This is a genomic window from Algoriphagus alkaliphilus (genome assembly GCF_900103735.1).
In the GTDB taxonomy this organism is placed as follows: domain Bacteria; phylum Bacteroidota; class Bacteroidia; order Cytophagales; family Cyclobacteriaceae; genus Algoriphagus; species Algoriphagus alkaliphilus.
The window spans coordinates 1-26477 of the sequence record NZ_FMXE01000024.1 but is presented as its reverse complement, the minus strand read 5'-3'; the positions used below and the strand labels follow the sequence as shown (position 1 = coordinate 26477).

Genomic DNA, 26477 nt, shown 5'->3' with positions numbered 1-26477 from the left:
TCTTTTAAAAACGAAGCGGTGTGTTTTCTACATTAGCCCAATCCTGTCCGAGTGATGTCCATTGCCCGACAGTCCCGATTTTTCCGTCTCCGGGGATGTTGACCATTTCCGCGGAGGTCCCGTTGTCAGACAGAAAAATGAATACGGTATTTTCCAACTTTCCCAATGCACGTAACTTTTGGATGATGTCCCCGATTTTTTGATCCATTCGGTCGATATCGAACCAACCCAAATCATCCGCCAAAATCAAGACGATATTGGGCTGATCCGGCAGTTTTGTTTCCAGTGGAGCTATGAACAGCCACAACAGACCAAAAAATATGGAAAAAGGCATAGGCTATTGGAGTTTGATGGATTGAAATCAAGTTTAAGAAAAAGAGCGGATATACGAATCAGGTCCTGTCCTGCTGGGACTAAAAAAAAGCCAACCCGAAGGCTGGCTTTTGAAAGGGAGAATTGAAGTCGGCTTATTTAAATCCAATTTCTTTCAGTCCTGCGTGGCTGATTTTGATGGCTTCCAATGGATCCAGTCCAAAGGTGTTGTCCTGTTCCACTAAGTAAAATTCCATCCCTGATTTAGACCTTTCGGCCAAAATCCGCTTGAAGTCAATGTTTCCTGTTCCTACCGGAGCAAATTGACTGGAATCATTCATGTCTTTCACATGCCAAGCCTTGAAGCGTCCTGGATATTTTTCGAAGTAGGTCAGTGGATCCACTCCTGCCTTAGTCACCCAGAACAAGTCCATCTGGTAATTGACATGAGCAGGATCAGTATTTTCAAGGATATAATCCGTCAAAATTGTCCCATCCTTCATTGCAATAAATTCAAAGTCATGGTTGTGGTACAATAATTTCAATCCGGCTGCTGAGCATTTTTCACCGATTGTCTTTAGGATAGAAACCAGTTCAGCCGGAGTGCCTTTCAAACCCATTCCATCAGGGCCAAAAGTAAACATACCCATAGGTGGAACAGGGATCACAAAATACTGGAAACCCGCGGCTTTTGCTGCAGCAATCTGCTCATCCGCATTGTCCAAAGTCACGCCACCCATGTGTGTACTTTTTGGTTCCAGTCCCAGAGAGTCCAAAAAGCTTTTGAATGCTACCGGCTCCATACCGTAGAATTTTCCATCAGCAAAGCCAGCAGCTTCTACATAGGCATAGCCTGCATCGGCTACTGCTTTTAATGTTCCTTTTGGATCTTTGCCCATGGCATCGCGAACGGTGTAGAGCGCTAAGCCGCCAAATTTGGCAGGTGACTCTTCGATGACTTCGGTGGATTCCTCCACTTTTGGACTACATGCGGAGAACCCGAGTATGATTGCCAAGAGGAAGGAAAGTGAAAGGTTGAAATGTTTTCTCATAATTGGGGTAAGGTTTGAATAAAGCGAAGATACCCAAAACTGTATTAAATGAGCCATGCTATTCTTTCTCTTCCCTAAATGAGGTGAGGAAAGGTTTGTTTACTTCTTTCGAATCAATTCAAATAGCAGCTCGGGTTCATCGGTAGTGATGAAATCGGCCTTCTGCTCGAGCAGCCACAGCATGTCTTCGGGATTGTTTACGGTCCAGGCATTGACTGTCAGTCCCAGATCCTGCGCTTCTTTGATCCATTCCGGTTTCGCTCTGAGCACGCGGATGTTGTAGTCAAAACCAAAAAAACCATCTTCTTTGAGTTGGGCTGGGGATTTGTCCCCATTGAGGTAAGCTACATTGGCTTTGGGATCGGTTGCTATGGCTTTCTTTCCTCCTTCGTAGCTGAAGGTGATGTAATCCACCCACTTTTCAGCTCCCATTTCCATGACAGTTTTTACAGACATTTCTCCCACTCTCTCACTTCGTTCTTTGCTGATTCGGGAAGGCTTGAATTCAAGGATCAATTTCGTTCCTGTTTGCTTCATACCTTCAGCTAGGTATTCTTTCAGCGTTGGAATGCTTTCACCATTGGGGAGCTTTTGAGCCAATAGTTGCTCGTAGCTGACATGCTCAATATCCAATCCCATAAATTCCGGATCGTGGTTTACTACCAAAACTTCATCCGCTGTCATCCAAACGTCAAATTCAGAACCTTCACAACCCAGTCTAATTGCTTCATTGAGTGAGGCAAGGGAATTTTGGGGAAAACCTTGGGCTTTCCAAGCACCCCGGTGGGCGATGACTTTGTTTTGGTGAAACATATCTTGAGAACAGGAAGAAAAGCTGATCAGTAAAAAGGCTAGGCAAGTCAGTTGAATTCGAATCATTTTCTACAAGTTGAAGGTGAAATTGATTTCCTAAAGTATCAAAACTCCTGCAATTGCCTTTACCCGTGAGTCGGATTTCACAAAAACTTCATCAAATGACACTTGGAACTTTTGATTGTCCCTCCTTTTTAACCAGTGGTTCAATTAAATTACTCAAACCCGAAAATCACCGGAAAAAGAAACACTACGATCGCCGTCCAGATCAAATAAATGGGAAGATATTTGACCAGCGTTATTCCTACTTGATCAGGTTGTGCATTTTTTAGGGCAGTTTGAATCAATTTTTTGGCAACCAAAAGAAGATGGATCAGCATCAGTAAATTGACTCCCAAAACGGCCATCCGATTGGGGGTAATTCCCCATTCCGCAATCCGAAATGCAATCGCTGAAAGTGCCACACCATTGACCACGATCGTGATCAGAGAAAGTAAAACCAAAATCCAAATGCCGGGCCCTGACTTTTCATCCTTGGAAGACTCTGCCACAGAGAAAAAAATCAAAGCCATCACCCCGATCAATAGCATGTTGAAGATCATTAAAAACTCCCGGTCGTTGTAAGGATCCTTGCCTGCATAGACGATCGCTCCCAGATAGATCACCAGCATGATCAGGACCAGCGGGCTAAAGATTTTTGCGATGATGGGAGGGACTTTGTTGACCAGTTGGGGATTGGTTTGGGTCAGATGCGTGGCTACCAATGGGGCAGAAGCCAAGCCAAAAACCACGATGTATTCGAAGTAAAACTTCTCGATCTGAAGTCCGATCAGGCTAAAAAGCCCAATGGTGATTCCGGACATCAAACCTCCGGCAAGAAGGAGAAGCGCTCCCATGATCACCGCGTCTCCGTTAAAATTGAGATAGGCTAGCCGGCGGGAAAGGTCCCGGATTTTGGCTGCCGAAAAAACAAAGCCGAGCAAGCCCCAAAGTAAAAGCGGCAGGTGAATGCAAGCAAGGATGAAGGTGTCGCTTTCCTGATTTTCCGGAAGTAGGTTGATGTACAGAGCTGAAACCAGCATAACCCCAACAGGGAGGACGAGGGAATTTATCGATAGTTGATTCTTCCAAGCAAAATAGGCGGTGACAAATGGAAAGGCGATAAATCCCAAATTCCGGGGATAAAAGAACTCCTCGTCTATTGAAAAGAATGCCGGAAATTTGGCTAAAATTCCGGCCAGGAGTGCGGCAATCACCACGAACTTCCATTCGGCTTGACTTCCCCAACTGATGCGATCGGAATCAAAGTTTAGTCTTTCATGCCAAAACTCAGCAGCAGGTTGACCCTTCATTTGTGGATAAAGAAGGCTAAACTCCTGCCTGAATTCGGATTTATTTTTTCGATAATATTTCTCAAGGAGATTGGGATTATCCCAAAGAGATTGAATGGATTCTTTCATGGTTTCAGGGGTTGGTTTAAGTTAGATATTTTAAATGGTTTTGAGTTAGGACTGCTTGATTGAGGCAAATTAGAGTTTGAAATTATTTCGGGTGGTATAAACTGTTTTATTTGAAAGCACTTTGAATTTCAAAGTGAACTTCTAAATTTTTTTTAGACTTTGTTTTGGTTGATCAAATTTTCAAGGAAATCAAGATGCGATTGGAAGGCTCTTTTTCCAGCAGGCGTAGCTGAATAGTTGGTAAGAGGTTTTCTTCCTGCAAAGGTTTTTTGAACAAAGATGTATTCGGCATTCTCCAGATTTCTTAGGTGTGAAGCCAGATTTCCATCGGTGACCTCTAAGATCTCTTTAAAGGAATTGAAATCGTACTGCTCATTTACCATCAGGATGGACATGATGCGCAGTCGGATCACGTTCTCGAACGCCTTGTTGTATGTTCCCTCCACCTTACCTATCATGTTTGTAATACATCATCGAGCCATAGATCACATGCAGGATTCCAAATCCAATAGCCCAATAAATCAACCCGAAATCCGGAAAAAATGCCGCCAGAATTCCCAGAAACAATTGCCCAATTCCGAGATTTTTGATCTCCCCCAAGGTGAAATGCGAGGCATTGATTAAGCCAAGTCCATAGAAAATCAGAGTTGCCGGAGCGATTAGCTCATAGGCGCTTTGGTGAATCAGAGCAAAGGAAAAGAGTCCGCCGGAAATCACTGGAATAAATAAAGCCAAAAGAAACCTTTTGCTGGCCGGAGACCAGAATTGCTGGGAATTGCGCTGACTTTTCTGTTGGCTGAGTAGGTAAGCAGTACCTATCGCCAATACCAAAACAACCAAGGCAACAGCAAGCAAATTGACTTGAAGCTCAGCTCTGTTTATCTGGACTGTTTCTTTTCCATAGGTTGAAGCGGGAAAGTAAATCCAGTAATACGCGATCCCTGCTCCTACAAATGCATAAATCCCCGCCAGCACTCCTGCTAATCCACTGAGTGAAAGGAAGCGCGTGCTCCGCTCCATCATGGACTTGATCTCAGCTAATTCTTGTTCCGGTTTTCTCATATTTAAAAGTACTTTGTATTGCAAAGTAAATTAAGATTTCAGATTATTACCAAGCACTAGGGGATTATTTTAGAAAAATTTAGAATATCGAATATTGAATAAACCCTACTTATGGAAATAACCTTTGATGCGATCGTAGTTGGTTCCGGAATCTCCGGTGGCTGGGCGGCCAAGGAACTTTGTGAAAAGGGGCTGAAAACTCTGGTTCTTGAACGTGGCAGATCTGTCGTCCACAATAAAGATTACCCAACAGCCTTGCTTAAGTCTTGGGAAGTCCCGCATCGGGGTCAGGTTACTCAGGAGTACCTCAGGGAAAATCCATTGATCAGTAAAGCAGCCGGATTTGGAGAGGAGACCAAGCATTTTTTCATTCAGGACAAAGACCATCCCTATATCCAGGAAAAGCCCTTTGACTGGATTCGTGGATATCAGGTGGGCGGTAAATCCCTGACTTGGGGTCGTGCCACGCAGCGATGGAGCAGTCATGAATTTAAGGCGCCAGAACTTCAGGGATACGGCATGAACTGGCCCATCGGATACGAGGACGTGGCGCCTTGGTACTCCCATGTCGAAAAGTTTATAGGGGTCTGCGGTTCCCGCGACGGGATCGAGGCTATGCCGGATGGAGAGTTTCAAAAACCGTTTCTTTTCAATTGTGCTGAGGATTTCATGAGTAAGAAAATCAGGGAAAATTACCCTGACCGACACATGGTTCATGCCCGATGGGCTCACCTGACTGATCCCCAGGAAGTCCATATCCAACAGGGGAGAGGACAATGTCAAGCTCGGAATATGTGCATGCGGGGCTGTCCGTTTGGCGGGTATTTCAGTTCGGTTTCCTCCACCTTGCCTTGGGCAAAACGGACCGGAAATCTGACCATCCGCCCCCATTCGGTCGTGCATTCGGTGATTTATGATGAGGTAACTGGAAAAGCATCCGGGGTGAAAGTAATCGATGCCGAAACAAAGGAAGTACACCAATTCAACGCAAATATCATTTTTCTCAATGCATCAGCCTTAAACAGCGTCTTGGTTTTGCTCAATTCCAAATCCAACCGATTCCCGAACGGACTGGGAAATGACAATGGTCTCCTGGGCCGTTATGTGGCTTTTCACAATTACCGGGGTTGGGTTTCCGGCGAGTTGGATCAATTCCAAGACAAGTATTATTTCGGCAGAAATCCTACCGAGCCTATCATTGCCAATTTCCGGAACCTGGGAAAAAGAGATCCAAACTTAGATTTTGTGGGAGGCTATACCATTTTTTCCGGTGCATGGCGGGGAAGGGGCAAAGAAATGTCCAATCCTAGCTTTGGAGCAGCATTTAAAGAAGCCCAAACCGAACCTGGAAACTGGCATGTCTATATGTACATGCAGGGGGAAACTATTCCCAAATACGAAAACCATGTAAGATTGTGTGAAACCGAAACCGATCCTTATGGAATTTCCCAGCTGATCACTTCTGTGGGATATGACCAAAATGACGAGAACATGCTCCGTGATTTTTTAACCCAGGCTCAAGAGATGATGGAAAAAGCCGGAGTGAAAAATATCGAGGCCAGTGACAGTGAGCAGGCCCCGGGATTGGATATCCATGAGATGGGCGGAGCGAGAATGGGGACCTTACTGGAAAACTCCATACTCAATGGGTGGAACCAGCTTCATGGATGCAAAAATGTCTTTGTCACCGATGGGGCTTGTATGACCAGTACCGGAAATCAAAGTCCGTCTTTGCTTTATATGGCATTGACAGCCCGAGCATCAAATTTTGCGGTAAGAGAGCTTAAGGCTGGCAGGCTTTAATCTTGATTTTATTGAATTTTCTTTTTGGCAGTGAGCCCTAGTTGTCAGAATAGGGCATTTGCCGTATGGCCTTTTTTTGCCTAATGCCTTTGTTTTGAATTGGATCAAAATAAAAAATACCTGTGAAAAAAATATTGTTTATTTGGATAGGAATCTTTTTGTCGGCAGTTCTTTTACTTTCTTGCACTGAAAGTAGTGATATAGATCCTGATGATCCTCAGCAGGCTACCAACGATCTCAACTTTAATTTTACTCTGACTGGGGATGAAAGTAGCTACTCCATGGAAATCGATGGGGTAGAGCTAAAGAACTATGCTGAGATTCTAAATACTTTAAATGTGGACAAGTCGATCTCTTTAAATTTTTGGGGTCAGGGAAATGATTTCAATTTTGCTGGGATTAATTGGATTCCGCTCGGCAAAGGGACTTATGAAGCAGGTCATGATTTGGGTCTGGGGAATGGTACGTTTGGCAACAACCTCTTCATGATGGCTTTTGTAAAGAAGAACAATGTCAAGCATTTTGCTTACTCAGCGCATGATTATGGCTATTTGGCAGAAGAACGGATTCCGGGTTCATCCTGTACAGTGAAGATTATAACTTTCGAAGGAAAGCTGACAAGATATAGTTTTATGGGAGGTACTTTCAATCAGTTTATCGGAACAGTAGAAGGTCAGTTTGCAGGTACTTTCAAAACCAAGGCAGGTCAGGAAGTCAAAGTCACCAAAGGTCAGTTTCGAATTATTCAAAATTTGCCCCCGGGTGCAGTGATTTTAGGTTAATTTTCCAAAAGGCTGTCTCAAAAAGGATTTCAAAGTCAGCCTGACACTTCGACTTCGCTCAGTGTGATTGGAGTCGAAGGCGGTTCCTGTTGAATCAGACCACATTTCGAACTTCCAAACCCTAGTTGGTAAGTTGCTCAATGTGACCTCCGGATTTATGAGACAGCCTCTTTTTTTTACCGATTTCTCCCAAATGGGTGAATTTGAACCCTTTTTCGTACTTGAGACCATTGTTCAAATTAGAATAACATCGGAGCAAACATGGAAAGGTAAGTTCTCCAGTTGGCCCAGGTGTGTCCGCCTTCGTTTTCGAAGTATTCGTACTTAAATCCGGTTTTGTCAAGGACGCTCAGCAGTCTTTTGTTGGAATCCATCACAAAGTCTTCTTTGCCGCAAGCCACCCAGTACGTATTCACTCCGCTATTTTTCAAAGCCAAGAATTTCTTTTCCATTTCTGCCATGTCAGCATTGGCATCGAAGATCCCGCTGCTGAAGACTCCGATGTAGCCGAAAGTGCCCGGATAAGTGATGGAAGCAGTGATTGTATGTCCGCCTCCCATGGATAGGCCAGCTAAAGCCCTGTGATTTTTGTCTGCTTTGACCCTGAAGTTTTTTTCGATATATGGCACTACATCCTCCACTAAGCTTTTTTCAAACTTACCTTGAAACTGCCCGAAAGTTTCCCGAGTTGGGGTAGGAAGTCCAGGGATTTGACGAAGGGTAGACGTCTGCCAAGCGTTGCCGTTGGTCATGACCACGATCATAGGTTCCGATTCTCCTGAAGCAATTAAATTGTCAAGTATCAAATTAGCCCTTCCCAAAGAGGACCAGGCATCCTCATCTCCACCTGCACCATGGAGTAGGTACAATACCGGATAGGAATCTTTCCCGCTGTCATATCCCGGAGGGGTGTACACGTACATTCTACGGTCGGTACCCAGCGTAGGGGATGGATACCAAACTTGCGAGATATTGCCGTGGGGTGTGTCATTGAGCTGATAAACAGAAGATCCTTCTCCCGGAATCATCAGCAAGCTGGCATAGCGGGTTCCGTCTCTCAAAGCTTGTGGATTGGTGACATCAATAGCCGCCACCCCATCGATGAAGAAATTGTAGTGATACATGGAGGAGGGAAGCGGCTTGACTGTCACCGACCAAACGCCATTTTCGGCTTTGGTTAGGGGCAATGTCTCACGGAAACCCATCCAGCTACCATTGAGGGCGACCTCATTGGCTTTAGGAGAAAACACCCGGAAGGTAACCGATAGGTCTGAGGCCACTTCAGGAGACACGACCTGAGGTGCTTGCATGGCACTGATTTCCTGAGCTTGGGTTTTTAGTGAAAATCCCAAAAAGAGCAGGAAAATTAATGGTTTTAGAGAATAAGGAAACTTCATAGTGAAATAGGTTTGGGGTTATTGAAATAATCGTGGCGCAAACTGCGTCAAATACACACGCCAGTTTCTCCAGGTGTGCCCGCCTTCGCTTTCTACATATTGGTAAGGCATTTTCATCGCGTCAAGTTTGGTCCGATACTCTTTGTTGGCATCGTAGAGGAAGTCGGTTTTGCCGATCGCGATCCAGTACAACTTGTACCCATTATCCATCTGGGTTTTGAGCGTTTGGTCAAAGTTGCTGTACACCTTGCCGGTAGCATCTTCCCGAGCCATGATTGCAGCGGAGAATAAACCCATGTAATCAAACGTGTTGGGGTAAAATCGCGAGATGTGCAAGGTGTGGTAACCTCCCATGGAAAGGCCCGCAATGGCTCGGTTGGCTTTGTCAGCTTTAACCCTATAGTTGCTTTCTACAAATTTGATGATATCGCCAAAAGCCCCCTCGTAGGTTCCGTCCATTGTCTTCGGAATCATGAACTGCGGCTTGTAGAAGTTTTGGCTTCCCTCACCGGGTGCGCCGTCTTGGATCACATTTCCGTTTGGCATGACCACGATCATGGGCTTGGCTTTTTTCTGCGCAATCAAATTATCCATGATTTGAGCGGTCCGACCAAGGGCTATCCATGCTTCCTCGTCGCCACCAGCTCCGTGAAGGAGATAAAGCACAGGGTATTTTTCAGTTGAGGTTTCATATCCTGCCGGGGTATAGATGGTGATCCGACGATCCATTCCCAATCCGGGAGAGTCGTACCAGCGACGGGTCACGCTGCCATGCGGGATGTCGTTGGTTTTGAAAAGGTCGGCATGACCGCCACCGACAATGAAGATGTTTGTCACCGAAGCCACGTCTCGAATAAGGAATGGGTTACTTGGATCGGTAGTGGAAAACCCATCCACGATAAAGGAATAATTGTAAAGCTCCGAGCCTAAAACCGGAGTTTTGAATTCCCAAACGCCATTTTCTCCTTTGGTAAGGTTAGCTTTTCCGGGCCCGTCCATTTGGCCCATCGGTGTTTCCATTTTTACCGAGGGAAGGAAATCGCCAGTTACCTGAACTGCCGTGGCATTGGGAGCATGCAGTCGGAAGGTGACTGAATTGTCGTCATGGATTTCCGGGGAAACGATGTTTTGTGCGCGGAATAGCGCTTCCTGAGCTTGAACTCCAAGTGCAAGCAGGAAAGCATAAAGAATTAGGAAAAGATGTTTTCTCATGGGATAATTTTTCTATTGTCTCAAAGTGTGAAAATAGAATAAGGTATTGGAAATCCAAGCGGAATAGTGGTAAAAAGTATAATCACAGGAGTTGAATGGTTCCTAAAGGAAATTGATTTTCAAAATGTTAAATAAGACTTCCGTGGCAGAGGTCATTTGAAATCCGGAAAAATATAGCTTATAAATCCTTTGATTTTTGGTCCAACCGCTTTTTCAACCGCTGCGCCAGCGTATGATTTTTGTCGAGGATCAGGGTTTGATCTAAAAATTTTCCAGCTGATTCAAACTGTCCCTTTTCAAAATAAATAAAGGCATTCGTGAATGAAATGATGGGTAGTTTGGGATTGTTGAGCCTCCTTTCCGATTCACTTGCAGTCTGAAAAGCATTTTCAAAATCCTTCAGATCGGCCTGCATCTGAGCAGTGTAGCTAATCAAGAAGGGATTTAGCTTATTGCCTTTTACAACCTGACTCTGGAGGGAGTCCAATGCTGGCTTAGAACCATAAATCCCATGAATCACCTCCACATATTCGGAATAGACATAGATTTCATTCGGATAAACTTTTAGAAAACCCGAAAAGTGATTTTCTGACAAAGAGTAAAAATCACTGATTTGCTTTCGGCTTATTTGGATTCCTCGGTCTCTTGCATCAATCAGTTCCAGACTTCCCAGATATACCTCCAATAGCTTCTTTTCCCATCCGGTTAGACGACTTTTTTTGTCTGAAAGCTGCTTAAAAATCAACGCTCGTTCTTTGGGATTTTGACTGATTCGGCCCACCTGAGACCAGCCCAAAAGAAAATTGGAATCCAGTTCCACCGCTTTTCGGAAGGAAGCTTCGGCTAAAGTCCATTCTCCCCGATCTAAAATTTGTTCCCATCCCTTCTGATAGTGAGCACGTGCTTCGGGTAATTTTGTCCCATAGTTGAAATGCTCTTTTCCCTGGGAAAAACGGAAAAACACAATTGGAATCAGTAGCCAGAGCGAGACTTTCATGGTGTCAGGGTTCAGGGTAGGGATCGAGTCAGCCGTTTTTTTCTAAGGGTTGTAGAAAGTCAAAGCCCCATTTTCGTCAAAACATAAAACAGTTGGGATCCTCAGATCAATTGAAGTTCTTGATCAAGTAATAGCTAAACTCGATGATCTCCTTGTAATTCTCCTTGGAGATTTTTTCATCGATGCCGTGGAATCGAGTCATCGATTCAGGATTGATTCGAATAGGATAAAACCGATACACTTCTTCCGAGATATCATAAAAATTACGGGAATCGGTGCCTCCTCCCAATAATCCGGGAACCACGATAGCCTCAGGATTCTGGTTTCGGATAGTTTTGGCCAAAATCTGAAAGGCTTCAGATTCCACGGTGGAAACTGGCGATGGCTCTGTCAAATGGCCCACAGGCTCTACCCGGACTTTTTCGGATACCATACTTACAATGTGCGCCTTTACTGATTCGATGCTCTCTCCCGGGAGAATCCGGAAATTGATCGTAGCCTCGGCCACTGTGGGAATAACGTTGTTTTTTACGCCTCCATCGATAATGGTAGGTGCGGTTGTGGTATGAGCGTTGAGCGATTCGAGAATAGGTTTTTTGAAAAGCCAAGGATTGGCAAAAGCTAATCTGGTGAAAAATGGAAGCTCTGGCCCCAAATACTCCAGCTGGGAATCAATTGGCTTGACCATTTTGTAGGGCAATTGATTGTTTTCCAGATCTACTATCGCCTGCGCAAGAATCCCGATGGTGTTTTCACGGGGAGGGGCAGAACTGTGCCCGCCGTTTGTTTCCACGATGAGCCGGAAGGAGGCAAAGCCTTTTTCCGCCAGATTAATCATCGCCACAGGTTTGTCCACTCCCGTGATCATATTTTCGGCAATAAATCCTCCTTCGTCGATGGTCATGGCTGCTTGCACCCCCTTTTCTTTCAGATAGGCTGCGATTTTCACTGCGCCATTTGCTCCACCCACTTCCTCGTCATGACCAAAAGCAAGGTAAATGGAGCGAGAAGGAACGAATGACTCGGTAAGTAATCGCTCAACTGCTTCCAAAAGGCCAATCATCGTCCCTTTATCATCCATCGTTCCCCGTCCGATGATGTGGGTATCGGTGATTTTTCCTTCAAAAGGAGCCGCTTCCCAATCTCCCAAAGTCGGTACATCCACGGGCACTACATCCTGATGCGATAGCAAGATGATTGGTTTTTTCGAGGCATCCGAACCTTCCCATTTGAAGAGTAAGCTGTATTCAGAGATTTTCTCCAGACTAAGATTTGCATGAGTGAGGGGAAAAGTTTCTGCCAAGAATCGATGAAAGCCAAAAAATGCCGCCGAATCAGGAATTGCGTCTTCATTGTATGAAATGGTCTCGAATTGAATGGCTCTGGATAGGTTTTGAAACACCTCATCCGAAATTTCCAATTTTTCAATGGGTTCGGCAGCGACTTGCTTTGAACTCAACCGAAACGTATTGAAAAGCAGAAAAGCAGCTAGAATGACCAGTGCGAGAACTAGTCCAAGGATAATTTTCTTCATAAAAAGGCGGTGGTGAAAGAGCGCATTAACTGGTTGGTTTGGTCAATTTAGGTAAAAATGTAAATATGAAGAGTTTACCTGCGAAGAATATAAAGTGTTTTTACCACGGAGTACGCCAAGTATCGCCAAGTATATTTACCACTGAGAAAAGGAGGTATCGATTCTTTTTGAATTTAGCTTAGTGTGAACCTCAATCCTTGCTCCTCCACAGACATTTTTCAAGAACACAGAGGCAAAATCTTCGCTTTTTTGCAAAAATATCTGCGGGAATCTGTGCCCTTATCTGTGATCATCTGCGGGAAAAATTTACCATCAAGAGCGCCAAGTATATTTTCCACAGAGAAAAGGATGTATTGATTCTTTTTGAATTTAGCTTTGTGTGAACCTCAATCCTTTGCTCTACCACAGGCATTTTTCAAGAACACAGAGGCAAAATCTTCGCTTTTTTGCAAAAAGATCTGCGGGAATCTGTGTCCTTTTCTGCGAACATCTGCGGGAAAAATTTACCGGCAAAAGCCCCAAGTATCGCCAATGATTTTTACCACAGAGAAAAGGAGGTATGGATTTTTTTTGAATTTAGCTTATTGAGCACTCCAATCCCTTGAATTTCCACAGGCATTTTTTAAGGACACAGAGGCAAAAGCTTCGTTTAATTAGAAAAAAGATCTGCGGGAATCTGTGTCCTTTTCTGTGATCATCTGCGGGAAAAATTTACGTTAATGAATCAAAGTCCATAAAAAACGACAAGTGCTTTTTGGATTATACCCTTTGCATGGAGCTGATCCTCATTAATCCATATTCTTCTTATCCACTACCCAACCTTCTGATTGAGCAAGACCAGGTTTCTTTCCGGAAAATAGTTTTCCCGCTTCTTTGTCTCCCTTGAGTTGCCACTTGTACCATGCTGTAGCCACCTTGGCAAATTCACCGCCATAAGGTTTACTATAGGTTCCGCCATGACCGACATCTAGATTGCCCACGAAAATCGGCACATGATTTATCCGCTCAAAATCATCCATTCCATTGCCATAGGCGATATCCGATTCTCCTCCAAGCAGGTAAAGCGTGGGGACTTTGATGTTCTTCAATTGCTCTTTGGTCACCTGCGGCATGCCCGGCATTCCTCCTCCTGGATTTCCCAAGACTCCACTGTTGAATACGCCTACAGTGGTGATGCGTGGATCACCTGCAACTTCCAATGTTTGCAATCCTCCGCATGACATACCACTCACTGCGATATTGTCAATATCGATTTTTTGGTAATAAGGGCTCTTTGAATCAGCATTCTGAGCAATTGCCCAATCGATCGCATCCAATAATTTATGGGATTTGGAGCGAACATCTGATTGCTTTGGCATCGTGCCAATAGCGATGACCAAAAATCCATGAGAGGCCACTTCATTTAGGAAGTTGACATGTTCCCAAGGGGAATCAAAGCAAGCCCCATTGCCCCAAGCGATAATTGGGAGTTTTTCAGTGGAACTAAATTTCGATAAATCCTGAGGTTTGAAGATCGTGTGCCTGGGAAGAGATGCCTCATTCATCATGATGGCAGGGTATTTACCTGTTCCTCCGTTTTCGATGATTTCAGATACTTTTTCAGGCTGAAACACGAGATTTTTGGAGAAGAAAGGCAATGCTTTGGTCTGAATTCGCTCAGCGATACGATTGAGGTGATCGCCTTCATAGCTTTCATAGTAATGGGGGACTTGATAGGAGTCCAATAACTCATGAAGTTTTTTTGTGGCTTCGCTGATCCCCCGATCCTGTATTCCTGCATCTATGCCGATAGCTTTAAGTTTTTTTAGATTAGGAATGTATTGATCGACGATAGACAGCGTCCGGTTGGCGATGATTTTATTGATGACATCTTGACGGGGTTCTCCATCTTTTGTAGGGAGATCAAGGTAGAAAGGAGGATTTTTTGGATTTGGAGCAAAAGCTGCTGAAGTAGCCAGCGTGGCGATTTCAAAAAATGATGCACCCTCAATCTGATCCGCAGTGAAGCCTTCCAGTTTGGTGATCAATTCCGTATTTGTCGTGGCCCCACCATCCATACAGCAGGGACTCAAGGCATAGATGGAGGAGAAAACATCGGGATACTTCATGCCCAACCGCATGGTTCCATATCCGCCCATGGAATGTCCTGCCAAGCCACGGCTTTCTTGCTTGGCCAAGGTTCGGTAATTGGCATCGACATGGCTGACGAGTTCTTTTGCGACGAACGTTTCCCAATCTCCGACGGTCGCCGAACTTGCATACATGCTTCCTTTGAAGCGGTTGTAGGCATTGGGCATGACGACGATCATCTCCTTAGAAAGTCCCTCAGCGATGGATTGTTCGATTACATCCTGCAGGTTAATCCAATGCTTTTCCCAGCCAAACCACTGGGAATCCGTATCGGTAAATCCATGCAGCATGTAGAGTACCGGGTAGCGCTTCTCTGGATTGGACGCATAGGAGGGAGGGAGGTAAACAGTCACGTCCCGGTCGGCTGGATCGCCGGCTAGATTTCCTTCAAGTGCGATGCTGTGCAGTTTGATACGTTCTTTGGTGCCCTTTTGGGAGAATGCTGTGAAAGTCCCCACGCAAAGTAGGAGAGTAAACAAAAAAAGCTTTTTCATAGGTTAATGGGTTTAGGTTGGGGCTAAAAGTATGCCTTCTGTTGAACTCGTGCAATATTTGTCATTGGCAAATAGGTGCTGAAATATCAGTTATACCTTTAAAAGTTCCTACTCTTAGGATTTTGCCAAACATCGAAAAATGCCAATATTAGAATATAGGCTGGCTTAATGTTGAAAAAAACTCTAGTTTGGCTCGTAAGCTGAAATCCACGAATATTTTTCTCGGGAAATTCTAATGCCCAAATTTCAGGGAAGCTTTCCAAAATATCCAGAAAGTCATTAGTGATTGATTTGAATTTTTCAACCGACCCCAAGGCCCAATTATACTCCAGATATTTTAAAATCTTCAAAAAATCTTTATTTGCTCGTTTGCTGACGAGGATTTTCATTTTTTCGAATTCAAAAAATCTTCTCTGGTAATCAGGGTTGATTGATCGTCTGACTCTTCCAAAGCCAATAAAATTTCCTGTTTTTTACCTTCTGGCAATTCTTCCCAAAGTTTTCCGGGCTGAGTTTCTTTTCGTAATTCAAGAAAATCCCTAAGTTTAACCAAGAGTTGTTCATTTTCGATCTCATCCACGAGTCGGTGTACCGAAGATTTAAGCGTTGTTGACATCACTCTTTTTTGTTGATTGGTTTTAATGTAGTGAACGTGGACTTAAAAGTAAAGATTTTTAAGTCGGTTTTTTGCCTGTGGATTGTCATTTGGAATAGCATCCTATTTACATTTAGTCAGACAAAGAAGAAAACTAAAGATTTTTGGTTTTTTTACCGCCGAAAACACTAAGTTTCTCAAAGGAATTTTTTGTCAAGGAAAAACCGAACGTTGCTTTTTATTTATCTCCTTGGATGCTTACGGTTTAATTTTCTAACTATTTGATAAAGATTAATTGAAAAAATGGGTTGATATTTTTGAAGGAGATTTTACCTTTCAGTACAAAAATTCAAACCATGGCGAAGAAAAAATCAAAACCCCAAAAATCTTCTTTTAATCCCATCACATATTTGAAAACTGGAAGTGCTCGAAAACTGTCGATTTTCGAGTGCCTTCTGCCAAAAGATTGGGAAAAAATCAAGAAGTTTCCGGTGATCTTCTCCAGGAAGCATGTGAATGGAAATGTCACCTTCACTTCCGTTTTGGTAGATTTATTATGTACAGGGGCCAAGGATGTCCTGTTTTTTGTCAACGAACCCGAATCCCTCTATCGGGAAATTTTGGATACTTATAGGGAACAGTTGATGTTGGATTTTGAACCTGTATCCTACGAGTTAATCCATAATGTAATTTTTGAATCCATCGCTTTTGCTGATGAATATGGGATTGCTCCACATGAAGATTTTAGGTATGCAGAGATGATATTGAATGAGGATTCGGACGATTTTCCGAGGATCGAAGTGCCTCTTGGCGAAGGTGGAAAAGCGCAGCTTTACTTGAATTTTGATGATGAACGAGCCCCTTATTTTGAGCGGCAAATATTGAAATATGGGGAAGCCGGTTCGTATGAAATTATCCGAAATGATTTTGATCCTTTCTTGGATGAGGATGAATTTGATGATGAGGATGATTTCGATGAGGAAGATATGGATGATAAATATTCAGAACCATGTTTCACTTGGGATGAATGGGATTGGAAGGAATTTTATGAGGAGGGAAATTTTGTAGAGTTAACCAACGAAATTGTGATTTACACGCTTACCAGGTTACCCGAATACTCTTATTTTGAAATGATCGAGGAGCCAATGTTTGCTCCATTTTTGGAGATTTTTCACACTGACGAGCCTACCTCCAAGTATTCCTTCACGAAGGAAGAGCAAAAATACATGGCTGAGGTCTATGAAAGACTCGAATTTTCTGATTTGGAATTTGATGAGGCTGATCTGGAGCTACTGAAAATGATTGAAACCGGGATCAAGAAGTATCCCAAAAACAGAATCTTGCATCAGTACAAATGGGAGTATTTTCAACGAAGCGGAGAATTGCCTCAATCTTTGGAAGTCGCTTTGGAGATGAAAGCGAAATTCCCCGACTACTTGTTTGGTTTATCCTGTCATGCGCAAACCTTGATTGAAATGGGTGAGGTCGATTCCATTCCAGAGGCGATGAACGATTTCACGAAAATCCAGGATTTTTTACCTGAGAGAGAGAAATTTCATATCACAGAGTTACAGTCCTTCTATTCGCCTTGGATTTACTATTATGCCAAAACAGGGCAACTGAGGGCTGCTTCTTTTCTATTTGACCTGCTCGAAGATCATTTTGTACTCATTTCTTTTCCTTTGCATCCACTTGTCGAAACTGCACTCGCTGAGGCTGCACTTAAAGTCGTCGAACCTTTTTACAAGAAGGTCAAGGCAGGTGAAGTCTCAATTGAGGAGTTTTTAGATCTGATGATGGGGGAAGACTAAATCTATGTGAAGCGAGGAGTTTCCGGCAGTTTCGGTGCCTAAAAATTGAGAATCTATGGTTTTGCCTACGATTCCGAAGCCCCATTTTCCAAGGAAGAGCATCCTTCAGCTCCCTAAAACAATGAAAACTTCAGCTTATCCGTCAGCAGTTCCAAAGCCATAATCGATTTAACTGAATTTCCTTTTTCATTGAGTTCAGAATCCATCACTTCTTGGTTGATTTTGATGCATTCTTTGCCTGTGATTTCATTGATAAACTTGCTTATTTCGGAAATAGGATCCTTGAACTTAGAAGTCAGGGCATCAGTAATCACCAAAGCACCGGCATTGATAAATGGATTTCTTGGGATGCCTTTCTCAAATTCCAGTTGCGCGATAGAATTAAATGGATCCCCGCTAGGCTCCACATTTACTCTTGACCAGAGTTTGCTTTCAAAAATACGAGCCACCATGGCGAGCGTGTAAACTTTGGAAATACTCTGGATGGAAAACTGTTCCTCAAAATCGCCCGCGCCGAAGATATTTCCTTCCAAATCTACCAGTGCTATTCCAAATTTATCCCCATCCACGCTAGCAAGTTCAGGGATGTAATCAGCCAGCTTTCCTCTGGGATTTGCCGATTTTACTTCATGATAAACTTCGTCTATTAACTCCTGATAGTCCATGTGGGAAAAGTGGTGATTTTGCTATCTAGTATCAAATTCTAAGTTGAATATGTTCGAAATATTCTGCGAACAATTATTTTTTTGAAAACTCGAGAAAAGCCAGAAGAGCTGATTGACTTTTGAAGTGTAAACACTAATTTGCATCAATCGTATGAATATTGGTGTAAATTAACTTACTATGTCTACAATTAGAAAAACATTGACTTTCACAGATCAACAGGATTTATGGATCAAAGCTCAAATTGAAGGTGGGGATTTTACCAATGAGTCTGAATACATTCGACATCTTATTCGCCAAGACCAAGATCGAAAAAGTAAATTTCAAGATTTGAAAATTGCAATTCAGGAGGGAATAGACTCGGGTGTATCGACCAAGTCTTTTTCCGATATTCTTAAAAACGTAGAAGTTCAGTTGAGGGCTGATGGCAAGCTATAGGTTATCGGTAAAGGCTGAGGAAGATCTTACTGAAATTTACACCTATGGGATCTTGCAATTTGGATATTCTCAAGCGGGAAGATATACCGCAGGGTTAGAAGAAACTTTATTGAATTTGGCTCAATTCCTTTATTTGGGAAAAGAATCCAATTTTTTGTATCGAGGTTTAAGGGAGTTTATTTACAAGTCCCATCTGATTTTTTATCTTATTGAAGAGGAAGGGATTTTGATTGTTAGGATTTTGCATCAGAGCAGAGATTACAAAAATTTCATCTGAATGATTTTAGAATAATAAAGACTGGGACTTCTAATTGGGGCTTTTGTAATAATTGGCTTGCAAGGATTCCATTGATATGAATTTTTTGCCTCTTGGTGTAGCATATTGATTCTGTCATTCGATTTTATGTGTATCCGCACTGATGCACGTGGACTAGATTTGGGGTATTTTGTATGCGGATACACGTCCACAGACGACTGTCAACAGTCCACAGCACATTCAATTGGAACTTAATTCTACCTTTATTTGGGTACGTGCAGCTAACCGAATACACATATTCGATTTAGACGGTGAAAACAAAACCAATCGCAATGAAAAGGAAAAAATTTAAACTGCTACTCAGTACCCTATCCCTAGTTGTTTTTTGTGGGGATGCAGCGAAGATGCTGAATTTACACCAATTAAAACCGGTCCATTTACCTTGGTTTCACACGAACTAAATGGGATCACAATAAATGAACTGCTGATCAAAAATGACTGGATCTTTGCGGCTACCTCAGATGGGGTTTATGGGAAAAATCTCAAGTCCACCAATTCGAAATTTATATCGCTGGGTTTGAAAGGAAACAATGTGCTTGACCTCCACCATTTACTGATTCTGAAATTTTGTCATCTGTAGTCAATCTAAAAGAGAATGAAGGCTTAGTTTCCAAGTTGTACAAGACGAATGACACGGGAAACACCTGGAGTGTTTTCGAATCCAATTTTGGAGGATCGGACCCTCGATTTAGAGATGGGCTTAGTGATTTTGAGGAGGTTCTGGGCCACCCCAATCACTTATATGCAACCGGACAATCAGTGATCGCGAAATCTCTGGATAGAGGTAAGACATGGCAACCGATTTGGGGAGAATGGGGAATGGTAGCCCAACCCTCTATGAACATGGCCTTAAACCCGATCCTTCCCAATGAGCTGTGGGTAGGAGGTCAGGGCCCTATCGAAAATGGTTACCTTGTTCACCTAAAAAATGACAGGGAAGAAAAATCCTGGAATGACTTAGTACCAAATCCAACTGTGGTCAAAGAAATCGTGATTGACCGTGACAATCCTCAAACGATTTATGTAGGCTGGGAGGGGGAGCTTTCCAAAACCACCGATAATGGAAAAACCTGGAAGACGCTGATTGATAGACATGCAGAATCTCATTTCTTTTTTGGAATTGGGATAAGCCCCGGCAATTCCAATATTATTTATGCGGCCAAATGGAAAAAAGCCATGGAGCGGCAAATACTGGAGATTTATCACAGTAAAGACAAGGGACTGACGTGGGAGACTACAGCTTTCCCCCAAATTGCACGAGGCGGAGTTTGGGATTTAAAGGTTATCCGCTCAGGAAATCAGGACAGATTATACCTCGGATTGGACAAGGGTGGCATTGCGGAGGTGATCGTTGATAATTTATAGGATGATCCGCAGTGATGTCAATTAGCTTAAAAATATCCTAAAGCAATATTCCTATCCGAATGATTGAGTTCAGAATCCATCACTTCCTGATTGATTTTGATACATTCTTTTCCTGGATCCAACCATTTATAAAGAACTACACCTTTTCAGGGGCGCTAAGAGGAAAATCAAGTGCTTTTCTTTGGGATACTTTACCTTTATTTATTTCCCAAAATCGAACAATATTGTCCGTTGAAAAATTATCCAACGTTTTCAAATATGCCTTATTATTGCGTCTTGGCCTTTTTGAACAGGCATGGCTTTGGCTCAACCACTGACTAAAACTCGAATTCCAGTCCAAATCCGAAAATTCAATGTGGAAAAATTACCTGAAGACATCTTTTAGAAATCTGCTTCGTCAGCGGGGTTATACCCTTATTAATATCCTCGGACTAACTTCAGGTATCGCAGTGAGTATTTTTATCCTCCTGTGGATCCTGGATGAAGTGTCCTATGATCGTTTTTTCGAGAATGGTGACCGCATTTACAGCGTCATGGTGAACAGTACACTGCCCGACGGAAATATTTCCACTCATCCTGTTCCTCCAGCCCGGCTCAAAGACGTACTGCTGGATGAGATTCCAGAGATCGAAGCAGCGACCAGATACAGCTTTGAAACGCCAATGTTGGTTAGAAACCAATCAACCGGCTATAACGAAACTGGAATCTTTGCCGATTCTGCGTTTTTCAAGGTTTTCAACTTTCCATTTTCAATCGGTGCATCAGAAAATCATGCCGCAGAACTCAATTCCATTGTTATCTCGGAGGCCTTGGCAGACAAACTTTTTCCACGGGAAAACCCAGTAGGAAAGTCACTCAGTCTCGATCAAAAACTGGAACTGACCGTAAGCGGAGTCTTTGAAAATCTCCCTGAAAATTCCTCGCATCAGTTTGATTTTGTCGTTCCATTTGAACTGTATCTGAAGGAAAATCCATGGATGCTAAACTGGCAAGCCGGAGGTTCCCGAGCAGCGGTTTTGCTCGTGGAAAACAGTCCAAACCCTGACTCTAAGATCGCCGGACTAATCAAGTCCAATTGTGCCGATTGCACAGGTGTTCCTTTTCTTTTCCCCTATGAAAATCTCTGGCTTCACGGCAAGTTTGAAAACGGCGTAAATGTCGGAGGCAGAATCCAGCAGGTCTATCTTTTTGGTGGAGTGGCACTCCTGATCCTCCTGATGGCCTGCATCAACTTCATCAATCTGGCCACTGCCAGAGCCGGAACCCGTGGCCGTGAAGTCGGTATCCGCAAGTCCATCGGAGCAAAGCGAGGAGAACTGATACTCCAGTTTATTACGGAATCAGTCCTGCTTTCCTGGATTGCTCTGATCTTCGCCTTATTACTGGTGCAGTTGCTTCTGCCATTTTTCAATGAATTGACTGGCAAAGCTGTCATTATTGAGCTCGGAAATCCGGTTTTACTCTTGGCTCTTTTTGCGATTACCCTACTCACGGGATTACTTTCAGGAAGCTATCCTGCTTTGGTCCTATCCGGATTCAATCCCATCAAAGTTCTCAAAGGAGACAGCCGGTCCATGCACAGCGGAAACGGGCTGCGCCGGGTGCTGGTCGTAGCACAATTTGCAGCCTCAGCGATTTTAGTAGTGGGGAGCATTGCTGTCCACAAGCAAATCACCTTTATCAGTGAGCGAAATCTGGGTTTTGATAAAGAAAACATTCTTGTGATTGATCAAAACGAAGGGATTGTCAAGAACTACGCAGGCATCAAAAATGACCTACTCCAGCTTCCCGGCGTTTCATCTTTCGCCTTTGGAGGAAACAGTATTTTCACGGTGCCGATCACAACTCCAGATCCTGTATGGCCGGGAAAACCGGAACGATCCACGATCAACTTCAAGATTTTCCGCTGTGATGAGGGCTTTATCCCTACGCTGAATATCCCGATCCGTGAGGGTAGGAACTTTGCTGGAATCCAGGACACTTCCAACTACATCATAAACAAAAAAGCCGTAGAAGTCATGGGACTGGATCCTGAGACGGCCGTGGGAACTGAACTGGAAATGTGGCAAGGCAAAGGGCGGATCGTAGGGGTCACCGAAGACTTTCATAATGACAATTTTAGACATGGCATCGAGCCTATGATTTTTATGTATTCCGAAAATGTGGGTTACCACTACTTCCTCAAAGTATCCGAGGAGGCTTCTCTTCCTTCGGTGGTGAATCAGATCGGTGCGATATTTAAAAACCACAATCCGGATTACCCCTTTGAATACAGTTTTCTGGATGAAGTATTTGAACGGGAATATGAAAGCGAGCAGGTTATCGGCAAGCTCTCTCTTGCTTTCACCTGCATCGCCAGTTTAATCTCAGCCTTGGGTTTGTTTGGTTTAGCCTCGTTTACCGCAGAGCGAAGGACCAAGGAGATGGGAATCCGCAAAGTGCTGGGGGCTTCTGCAGGAAGCTTGTCCCTGCTACTCTGCAGGGATTTCGCCATCTTGGTAGTGGTAAGTTTGGGGCTGGGATTTCCAATCGCTTGGTATTTTGTAGAGCAGTTTCTTTCGGGATATACTTTTCATGCGGAGATCTCTTGGACGCTCTATTTCTTTACGGCAGTTCTGGTGTTGGGACTAACCTTCATCTCTATAGGCTACCATTCTCTCAAGGCTGCCTGGAGCAATCCGGTGAATTCGCTGCAGAATGAAGGTTAATAACTTCCGGCTTCCAGATTAATTTGATTGCTTCAATTAGCTGACCGGACGGAAAATCGAAAGTAGAACTCACTTCAGAAAAAACCTGGTATCGAAAAGTATTCGTGGTAGATTTTAGAAAAGGAGAGCACCAATTACAAATTGGTTAGAATATTAGGGTTGAATTGCAAATTCCACCCAGCGCATCCGAAGACCTCAATTTAGAAAGGCAGACTACACTTAGAAGGGATTTTTTTAGAAAAATCCTTCTCAAAAGGAACAAAATTGTTCCTTTTTTTCTTTATGTAACAATTATGATCCTTAAATTAAGGAATGAAAATCAGTGAACTGCTCAAGCTTTTAACTGCGGATGGATGGTATCTGTATAAGCATGGCAAAAAGCATGATTTGTATCGACATCCTAGCAAATCAGGACAAATACCGGTTCCAAGACACCAATCCCAAGAGCTAAAAAAAGGTACAGAAAGAGCAATACTGAAAGATGCAGGGCTGAAATGATATTCACAGCATTAACCAATTCCAAATTATGAACATTAAAGCAATTCAAACCTCCTCTGAGAATGCCTTGAAAATCATTCTTGAAAAAACAGAATCTGGGTTCAGTGCCTATGCTCCAGCCCATTCAGGAATTTACACGGTAGGTGATTCGTATGAGGAATTAAAAGAAAATATCGAAGAGGTAATCGAGTATCAAGTCGATTACTTGAAGGAAACGGGGAAGAATGCAGAAGCTGAGTTTCTAAAAAATGCGAAAGTGGAATACTTTCTCGATGTTAAGCAGTTTTTCGAGCAATATCCTATCCTGAACAAAAGCGAATTTGCTAATTACATTGGTATGAACGCCAGTATGATGCGAAAGATTAGCAGTGGAATAATTCCCTTATCCGATGCGAAAGCCCAACAGATTCAGGAAGGTCTTCATCGCTTGGCAAACGATTTAAAGCAAATCCATTTTGCATAGAGAGGGGAAACTCTCATTGAAAAGTCATTGAAAATCAATGGTGTCGTGGTAAGTTTGGGTCTAAGATTTCCTTCTGTAGGAAGGTTAGGTTGGTGGATCAATGGCAGGGAGTTGGATCGGTCGTTCCGTAGGAACGTCTGGTGTTAAATAACCATCTAGCTTTCCGATGGAACACTAATAAAACATCCGCTACGAATTTTTCCAACCAAAAGTACCGCTGAGTAAATAAGCTTTCGTTTTTTTTGAGATTATAAAAGATAGATAGCAGCAATTTTCCAATTTTTCAATTTTCCAATTTTACAATCCCGAAACTCATTTGCCATTCCCCCCCACCCAAGGTATCTTTGCACCTGAATCAAAAACGCCTTAGCCGTGTCAAATAAAACCGTCAAAGTAGGTATGGTCCAACTCAGTTGCTCTGGGAATGTGGCCGAAAATATGGAAAAAACCATCGCAGGCATTCGCACTGCCGCCCAAAAGGGTGCTCAAGTCATTGTCTTGCAGGAGCTTTTTAGATCGCTCTACTTCTGTGATGTAGAGGATTACGACAATTTCCTCCTTGCCGAAGCTATCCCCGGCCCTTCTACAGATACCATGGGAGACCTTGCAAAAGAATTTGGAGTGGTGATCGTAGCTTCACTTTTTGAGAAAAGAGCGGAAGGACTTTACCATAACACCACGGCTGTTTTGGATGCTGACGGAACCTACCTCGGCAAATACCGAAAAATGCATATTCCTGACGATCCTGGCTATTTTGAGAAGTTTTACTTCACTCCCGGAGATCTAGGCTACAAGGTTTTCCCAACCAAATTTGGCAAAATCGGCGTCCTCATCTGCTGGGATCAGTGGTATCCGGAAGCAGCACGAATTACAGCTTTGAAAGGTGCCGACTTCTTGGTGTATCCTACCGCCATCGGCTGGGCCCTGCATCAGGATGAACAGACGAATGATGATCAATACAATGCCTGGCAGACGATTCAGCGTTCGCATTCTGTGGCAAACGGTATTCCTGTCGTTTCAGTAAATCGAACCGGCATCGAAGGTCCGATGCAGTTTTGGGGAGGGTCTTTTGTGTCCAATGCTTTTGGAAGAGTAACCTACAAAGCCCCTCACTTGGAAGAAGAGATTCATGTGGAGGAGTTGGATCTGACAGGTTCGGATCGCTACCGCACGCATTGGCCATTCCTGAGAGACCGTCGCATTGACTCCTATGCACCGATTACAAAGCGCTACCTCGACGAAGAATAGGCATGAGAGACGTTTTTGAACTTGCCAGATCCGGAGCAGCGACTCCGGCAGAATTGGGCTACTATTTCCCTGCGGAATTTGCACCCCAGGAATCCATGTGGCTGAGTTGGCCGCACAAGGAAGAAAGCTGGCCGGGAAAAATCGATACGATCTATGCGCCTTATTCCCAATTTGTCAAAGAATTAGCTGCAAGTCAGAAGGTTAATATCAATGTGGCCGATTCCGAAATGAAAGCTTTCGCCCTGAAGCACCTGAAGGAAGCTGGAGTGAAACTCAGTAATGTGACTTTTCACTTATTTCCAACCAATGACGCTTGGTGCCGGGATCATGGTCCTGCATTTCTAATTAATCCAGAGGCTGAATACAAAAAGGCTTTGGTGAAGTGGGAGTACAATGCCTGGGGTGAGAAATATCCTCCCCACGATCTGGATAACATGATTCCACTGCACATAGCGACGCATTTGGGCATTCCCAGCTTTCGACCAGGGATCGTCATGGAAGGTGGTTCGGTGGAATTCAACGGAAAAGGAACCCTGCTTACTTCCAAGGCTTGTCTGCTAAATGAGAACCGAAACCCAACCCTGAACCAATCTCAGATCGAAAAATACCTTCGAGATTACTATGGAGTAAACCATATTCTTTGGGTAGGAGATGGGATCATTGGAGACGATACGGATGGACATATCGATGACATCACCCGATTTGTAAATGCAGATACGGTGGTCACGGTGATTGAGAAAAACAAGTCAGACGAAAACCATGAAATTCTGGAGGAGAATCTGAAGCTTTTGAAAAAGATGCGGCTGGAAGACGGAAAGCAACTCAATATTGTGGAGCTCCCGATGCCGGGGATGGTGATTTGGGAGGAACAGCGACTTCCGGCTTCCTATGCTAATTTCTACATTGGAAATGAGGTCGTGGTAGTTCCGACCTTCCGGGATAAAAATGACCAAAAGGCTTTGGATATTCTGAGCGATTGCTTCAAAGATCGAAAAGTTGTTGGCATTGACAGCACGGACATTATCTGGGGATTGGGATCATTTCACTGCCTGAGTCAGCAGGAACCGTTTGTGGAGTAGGTAGTTTACAGTTGCAGTTGGCAAATTTGTGTCAGGCTGACACTTTGACTTCCTGCCTACCGTCGGCCATAGCCGTCAGTTTAGCAAGCCAAAACACTGGTAGCGAGTTCATTTATGGTTAGGACGTAGATCCCCATTGGGATCTTTCTTCCTTTTGCCCATATTTGTATAATGTTTTTTTAGTTTAAAAAGGCGGTCGATTTCACGGTTTGTCGCCTTTTTTCTTCTCCCAATATACGGATTAA

24 protein-coding genes are annotated in these 26477 nt (G+C 43.6%); 11 read left to right on the top strand and 13 right to left on the bottom strand.

Annotated features, from left to right (window positions below; genetic code table 11):
* Positions 1-4: 4 nt before the first annotated feature.
* From BLQ81_RS15360 to BLQ81_RS15335, 6 genes are all read right to left on the bottom strand, one after another.
* Positions 5-334: a sulfatase-like hydrolase/transferase gene (locus BLQ81_RS15360; RefSeq protein WP_092731637.1), complete on the bottom strand. Its 330-nt coding sequence runs from the start codon at positions 332-334 to the stop codon at positions 5-7.
* A gap of 133 nt (positions 335-467) precedes the next feature.
* Positions 468-1364: a sugar phosphate isomerase/epimerase family protein gene (locus tag BLQ81_RS15355; protein ID WP_092731634.1), complete on the bottom strand. Its 897-nt coding sequence runs from the start codon at positions 1362-1364 to the stop codon at positions 468-470.
* 99 nt (positions 1365-1463) lie between these two features.
* On the bottom strand, positions 1464-2243 hold the full coding sequence (locus tag BLQ81_RS15350; RefSeq protein WP_092731631.1) for a glycerophosphodiester phosphodiesterase: 780 nt from the start codon (positions 2241-2243) through the stop codon (positions 1464-1466).
* 149 nt (positions 2244-2392) lie between these two features.
* Complete coding sequence (locus BLQ81_RS15345; RefSeq protein WP_092731628.1) at positions 2393-3637, bottom strand: DUF4153 domain-containing protein; 1245 nt, start codon at positions 3635-3637, stop codon at positions 2393-2395.
* A 152-nt stretch (positions 3638-3789) separates the two neighbouring features.
* The gene (locus BLQ81_RS15340; protein ID WP_092731625.1) at positions 3790-4095 is read right to left on the bottom strand and encodes a winged helix-turn-helix domain-containing protein; all 306 of its coding nucleotides are present in this window, start codon (positions 4093-4095) and stop codon (positions 3790-3792) included.
* Complete coding sequence (locus BLQ81_RS15335; protein ID WP_092731622.1) at positions 4085-4699, bottom strand: hypothetical protein; 615 nt, start codon at positions 4697-4699, stop codon at positions 4085-4087. The genes BLQ81_RS15340 and BLQ81_RS15335 overlap by 11 nt, the downstream gene beginning before the upstream one ends.
* Before the next feature lie 111 nt (positions 4700-4810).
* Here BLQ81_RS15335 and BLQ81_RS15330 point away from each other — a divergent pair, with 111 nt between their 5' ends.
* Together BLQ81_RS15330 and BLQ81_RS15325 are read left to right on the top strand one after the other, a co-directional pair.
* Positions 4811-6502, top strand: coding sequence for a GMC oxidoreductase (locus BLQ81_RS15330; RefSeq protein ID WP_092731619.1), 1692 nt, complete (start codon positions 4811-4813; stop codon positions 6500-6502).
* 122 nt (positions 6503-6624) lie between these two features.
* A complete protein-coding gene (locus BLQ81_RS15325) occupies positions 6625-7284 on the top strand; it encodes a hypothetical protein (RefSeq protein WP_092731616.1) in 660 nt (219 codons plus the stop codon).
* Positions 7285-7523: 239 nt separating this feature from the next.
* Here the strand turns inward: BLQ81_RS15325 and BLQ81_RS15315 are convergent, their stop codons facing one another.
* The 6 genes from BLQ81_RS15315 to BLQ81_RS15285 form a co-directional block, all read right to left on the bottom strand.
* Positions 7524-8681 (bottom strand): esterase, encoded by a 1158-nt coding sequence (locus BLQ81_RS15315; RefSeq protein ID WP_092731610.1) that lies wholly within the window; start codon positions 8679-8681, stop codon positions 7524-7526.
* Between the two features lie 18 nt (positions 8682-8699).
* The gene (locus BLQ81_RS15310) at positions 8700-9893 is read right to left on the bottom strand and encodes an esterase (RefSeq protein ID WP_092731607.1); all 1194 of its coding nucleotides are present in this window, start codon (positions 9891-9893) and stop codon (positions 8700-8702) included.
* A 178-nt stretch (positions 9894-10071) separates the two neighbouring features.
* Positions 10072-10890 carry a tetratricopeptide repeat protein gene (locus tag BLQ81_RS15305; RefSeq protein ID WP_092731604.1) on the bottom strand — a complete coding sequence of 273 codons (819 nt, stop codon included), beginning with the start codon at positions 10888-10890 and terminating at the stop codon, positions 10072-10074.
* A gap of 106 nt (positions 10891-10996) precedes the next feature.
* On the bottom strand, positions 10997-12424 hold the full coding sequence (locus tag BLQ81_RS15300; RefSeq protein WP_092731601.1) for a M20 family peptidase: 1428 nt from the start codon (positions 12422-12424) through the stop codon (positions 10997-10999).
* Between the two features lie 788 nt (positions 12425-13212).
* Positions 13213-15048, bottom strand: a complete 1836-nt coding sequence (locus BLQ81_RS15295; protein WP_092731598.1) for an alpha/beta hydrolase-fold protein — start codon at positions 15046-15048, stop codon at positions 13213-13215.
* A 385-nt stretch (positions 15049-15433) separates the two neighbouring features.
* Positions 15434-15664 carry a hypothetical protein gene (locus BLQ81_RS15285; RefSeq protein ID WP_092731592.1) on the bottom strand — a complete coding sequence of 77 codons (231 nt, stop codon included), beginning with the start codon at positions 15662-15664 and terminating at the stop codon, positions 15434-15436.
* 335 nt (positions 15665-15999) lie between these two features.
* Here BLQ81_RS15285 and BLQ81_RS15280 point away from each other — a divergent pair, with 335 nt between their 5' ends.
* Positions 16000-17454 carry a hypothetical protein gene (locus BLQ81_RS15280; RefSeq protein ID WP_139183646.1) on the top strand — a complete coding sequence of 485 codons (1455 nt, stop codon included), beginning with the start codon at positions 16000-16002 and terminating at the stop codon, positions 17452-17454.
* A gap of 113 nt (positions 17455-17567) precedes the next feature.
* Here the strand turns inward: BLQ81_RS15280 and BLQ81_RS15275 are convergent, their stop codons facing one another.
* A complete protein-coding gene (locus tag BLQ81_RS15275; protein ID WP_092731586.1) occupies positions 17568-18119 on the bottom strand; it encodes a glutaminase in 552 nt (183 codons plus the stop codon).
* A gap of 178 nt (positions 18120-18297) precedes the next feature.
* Here BLQ81_RS15275 and BLQ81_RS15270 point away from each other — a divergent pair, with 178 nt between their 5' ends.
* From BLQ81_RS15270 to BLQ81_RS15225, 8 genes are all read left to right on the top strand, one after another.
* Positions 18298-18555 (top strand): type II toxin-antitoxin system ParD family antitoxin, encoded by a 258-nt coding sequence (locus BLQ81_RS15270; protein WP_092731583.1) that lies wholly within the window; start codon positions 18298-18300, stop codon positions 18553-18555.
* Entirely contained in the window at positions 18542-18832 is a 291-nt protein-coding gene (locus BLQ81_RS23155; protein ID WP_092731579.1) for a type II toxin-antitoxin system RelE/ParE family toxin, read from the top strand. The genes BLQ81_RS15270 and BLQ81_RS23155 overlap by 14 nt, the downstream gene beginning before the upstream one ends.
* 606 nt (positions 18833-19438) lie before the next feature.
* A complete protein-coding gene (locus BLQ81_RS15255) occupies positions 19439-20236 on the top strand; it encodes a WD40/YVTN/BNR-like repeat-containing protein (protein WP_092731573.1) in 798 nt (265 codons plus the stop codon).
* 353 nt (positions 20237-20589) lie between these two features.
* Positions 20590-22944 carry an ABC transporter permease gene (locus tag BLQ81_RS15245; RefSeq protein WP_092731567.1) on the top strand — a complete coding sequence of 785 codons (2355 nt, stop codon included), beginning with the start codon at positions 20590-20592 and terminating at the stop codon, positions 22942-22944.
* Positions 22945-23256: 312 nt separating this feature from the next.
* Entirely contained in the window at positions 23257-23442 is a 186-nt protein-coding gene (locus tag BLQ81_RS15240; RefSeq protein WP_092731564.1) for a type II toxin-antitoxin system HicA family toxin, read from the top strand.
* Between the two features lie 28 nt (positions 23443-23470).
* Positions 23471-23905 (top strand): type II toxin-antitoxin system HicB family antitoxin, encoded by a 435-nt coding sequence (locus tag BLQ81_RS15235; protein ID WP_092731561.1) that lies wholly within the window; start codon positions 23471-23473, stop codon positions 23903-23905.
* Between the two features lie 399 nt (positions 23906-24304).
* The gene (locus tag BLQ81_RS15230) at positions 24305-25153 is read left to right on the top strand and encodes a carbon-nitrogen hydrolase (protein WP_092731732.1); all 849 of its coding nucleotides are present in this window, start codon (positions 24305-24307) and stop codon (positions 25151-25153) included.
* A 2-nt stretch (positions 25154-25155) separates the two neighbouring features.
* Positions 25156-26232 (top strand): agmatine deiminase family protein, encoded by a 1077-nt coding sequence (locus tag BLQ81_RS15225; protein ID WP_092731558.1) that lies wholly within the window; start codon positions 25156-25158, stop codon positions 26230-26232.
* Positions 26233-26477 lie beyond the last annotated feature (245 nt).

Coding starts and splice junctions, on each gene's coding strand:
- BLQ81_RS15360 (WP_092731637.1), bottom strand. CDS start 334: ATGCCTTTTTCCATATTTTTTGGTCTGTTGTGGCTGTTCATAGCTCCA.
- BLQ81_RS15355 (WP_092731634.1), bottom strand. CDS start 1,364: ATGAGAAAACATTTCAACCTTTCACTTTCCTTCCTCTTGGCAATCATA.
- BLQ81_RS15350 (WP_092731631.1), bottom strand. CDS start 2,243: ATGATTCGAATTCAACTGACTTGCCTAGCCTTTTTACTGATCAGCTTT.
- BLQ81_RS15345 (WP_092731628.1), bottom strand. CDS start 3,637: ATGAAAGAATCCATTCAATCTCTTTGGGATAATCCCAATCTCCTTGAG.
- BLQ81_RS15340 (WP_092731625.1), bottom strand. CDS start 4,095: ATGATAGGTAAGGTGGAGGGAACATACAACAAGGCGTTCGAGAACGTG.
- BLQ81_RS15335 (WP_092731622.1), bottom strand. CDS start 4,699: ATGAGAAAACCGGAACAAGAATTAGCTGAGATCAAGTCCATGATGGAG.
- BLQ81_RS15330 (WP_092731619.1), top strand. CDS start 4,811: ATGGAAATAACCTTTGATGCGATCGTAGTTGGTTCCGGAATCTCCGGT.
- BLQ81_RS15315 (WP_092731610.1), bottom strand. CDS start 8,681: ATGAAGTTTCCTTATTCTCTAAAACCATTAATTTTCCTGCTCTTTTTG.
- BLQ81_RS15310 (WP_092731607.1), bottom strand. CDS start 9,893: ATGAGAAAACATCTTTTCCTAATTCTTTATGCTTTCCTGCTTGCACTT.
- BLQ81_RS15305 (WP_092731604.1), bottom strand. CDS start 10,890: ATGAAAGTCTCGCTCTGGCTACTGATTCCAATTGTGTTTTTCCGTTTT.
- BLQ81_RS15300 (WP_092731601.1), bottom strand. CDS start 12,424: ATGAAGAAAATTATCCTTGGACTAGTTCTCGCACTGGTCATTCTAGCT.
- BLQ81_RS15295 (WP_092731598.1), bottom strand. CDS start 15,048: ATGAAAAAGCTTTTTTTGTTTACTCTCCTACTTTGCGTGGGGACTTTC.
- BLQ81_RS15285 (WP_092731592.1), bottom strand. CDS start 15,664: ATGTCAACAACGCTTAAATCTTCGGTACACCGACTCGTGGATGAGATC.
- BLQ81_RS15280 (WP_139183646.1), top strand. CDS start 16,000: ATGGCGAAGAAAAAATCAAAACCCCAAAAATCTTCTTTTAATCCCATC.
- BLQ81_RS15275 (WP_092731586.1), bottom strand. CDS start 18,119: ATGGACTATCAGGAGTTAATAGACGAAGTTTATCATGAAGTAAAATCG.
- BLQ81_RS15270 (WP_092731583.1), top strand. CDS start 18,298: ATGTCTACAATTAGAAAAACATTGACTTTCACAGATCAACAGGATTTA.
- BLQ81_RS23155 (WP_092731579.1), top strand. CDS start 18,542: ATGGCAAGCTATAGGTTATCGGTAAAGGCTGAGGAAGATCTTACTGAA.
- BLQ81_RS15245 (WP_092731567.1), top strand. CDS start 20,590: ATGTGGAAAAATTACCTGAAGACATCTTTTAGAAATCTGCTTCGTCAG.
- BLQ81_RS15240 (WP_092731564.1), top strand. CDS start 23,257: ATGAAAATCAGTGAACTGCTCAAGCTTTTAACTGCGGATGGATGGTAT.
- BLQ81_RS15235 (WP_092731561.1), top strand. CDS start 23,471: ATGAACATTAAAGCAATTCAAACCTCCTCTGAGAATGCCTTGAAAATC.
- BLQ81_RS15230 (WP_092731732.1), top strand. CDS start 24,305: ATGGTCCAACTCAGTTGCTCTGGGAATGTGGCCGAAAATATGGAAAAA.
- BLQ81_RS15225 (WP_092731558.1), top strand. CDS start 25,156: ATGAGAGACGTTTTTGAACTTGCCAGATCCGGAGCAGCGACTCCGGCA.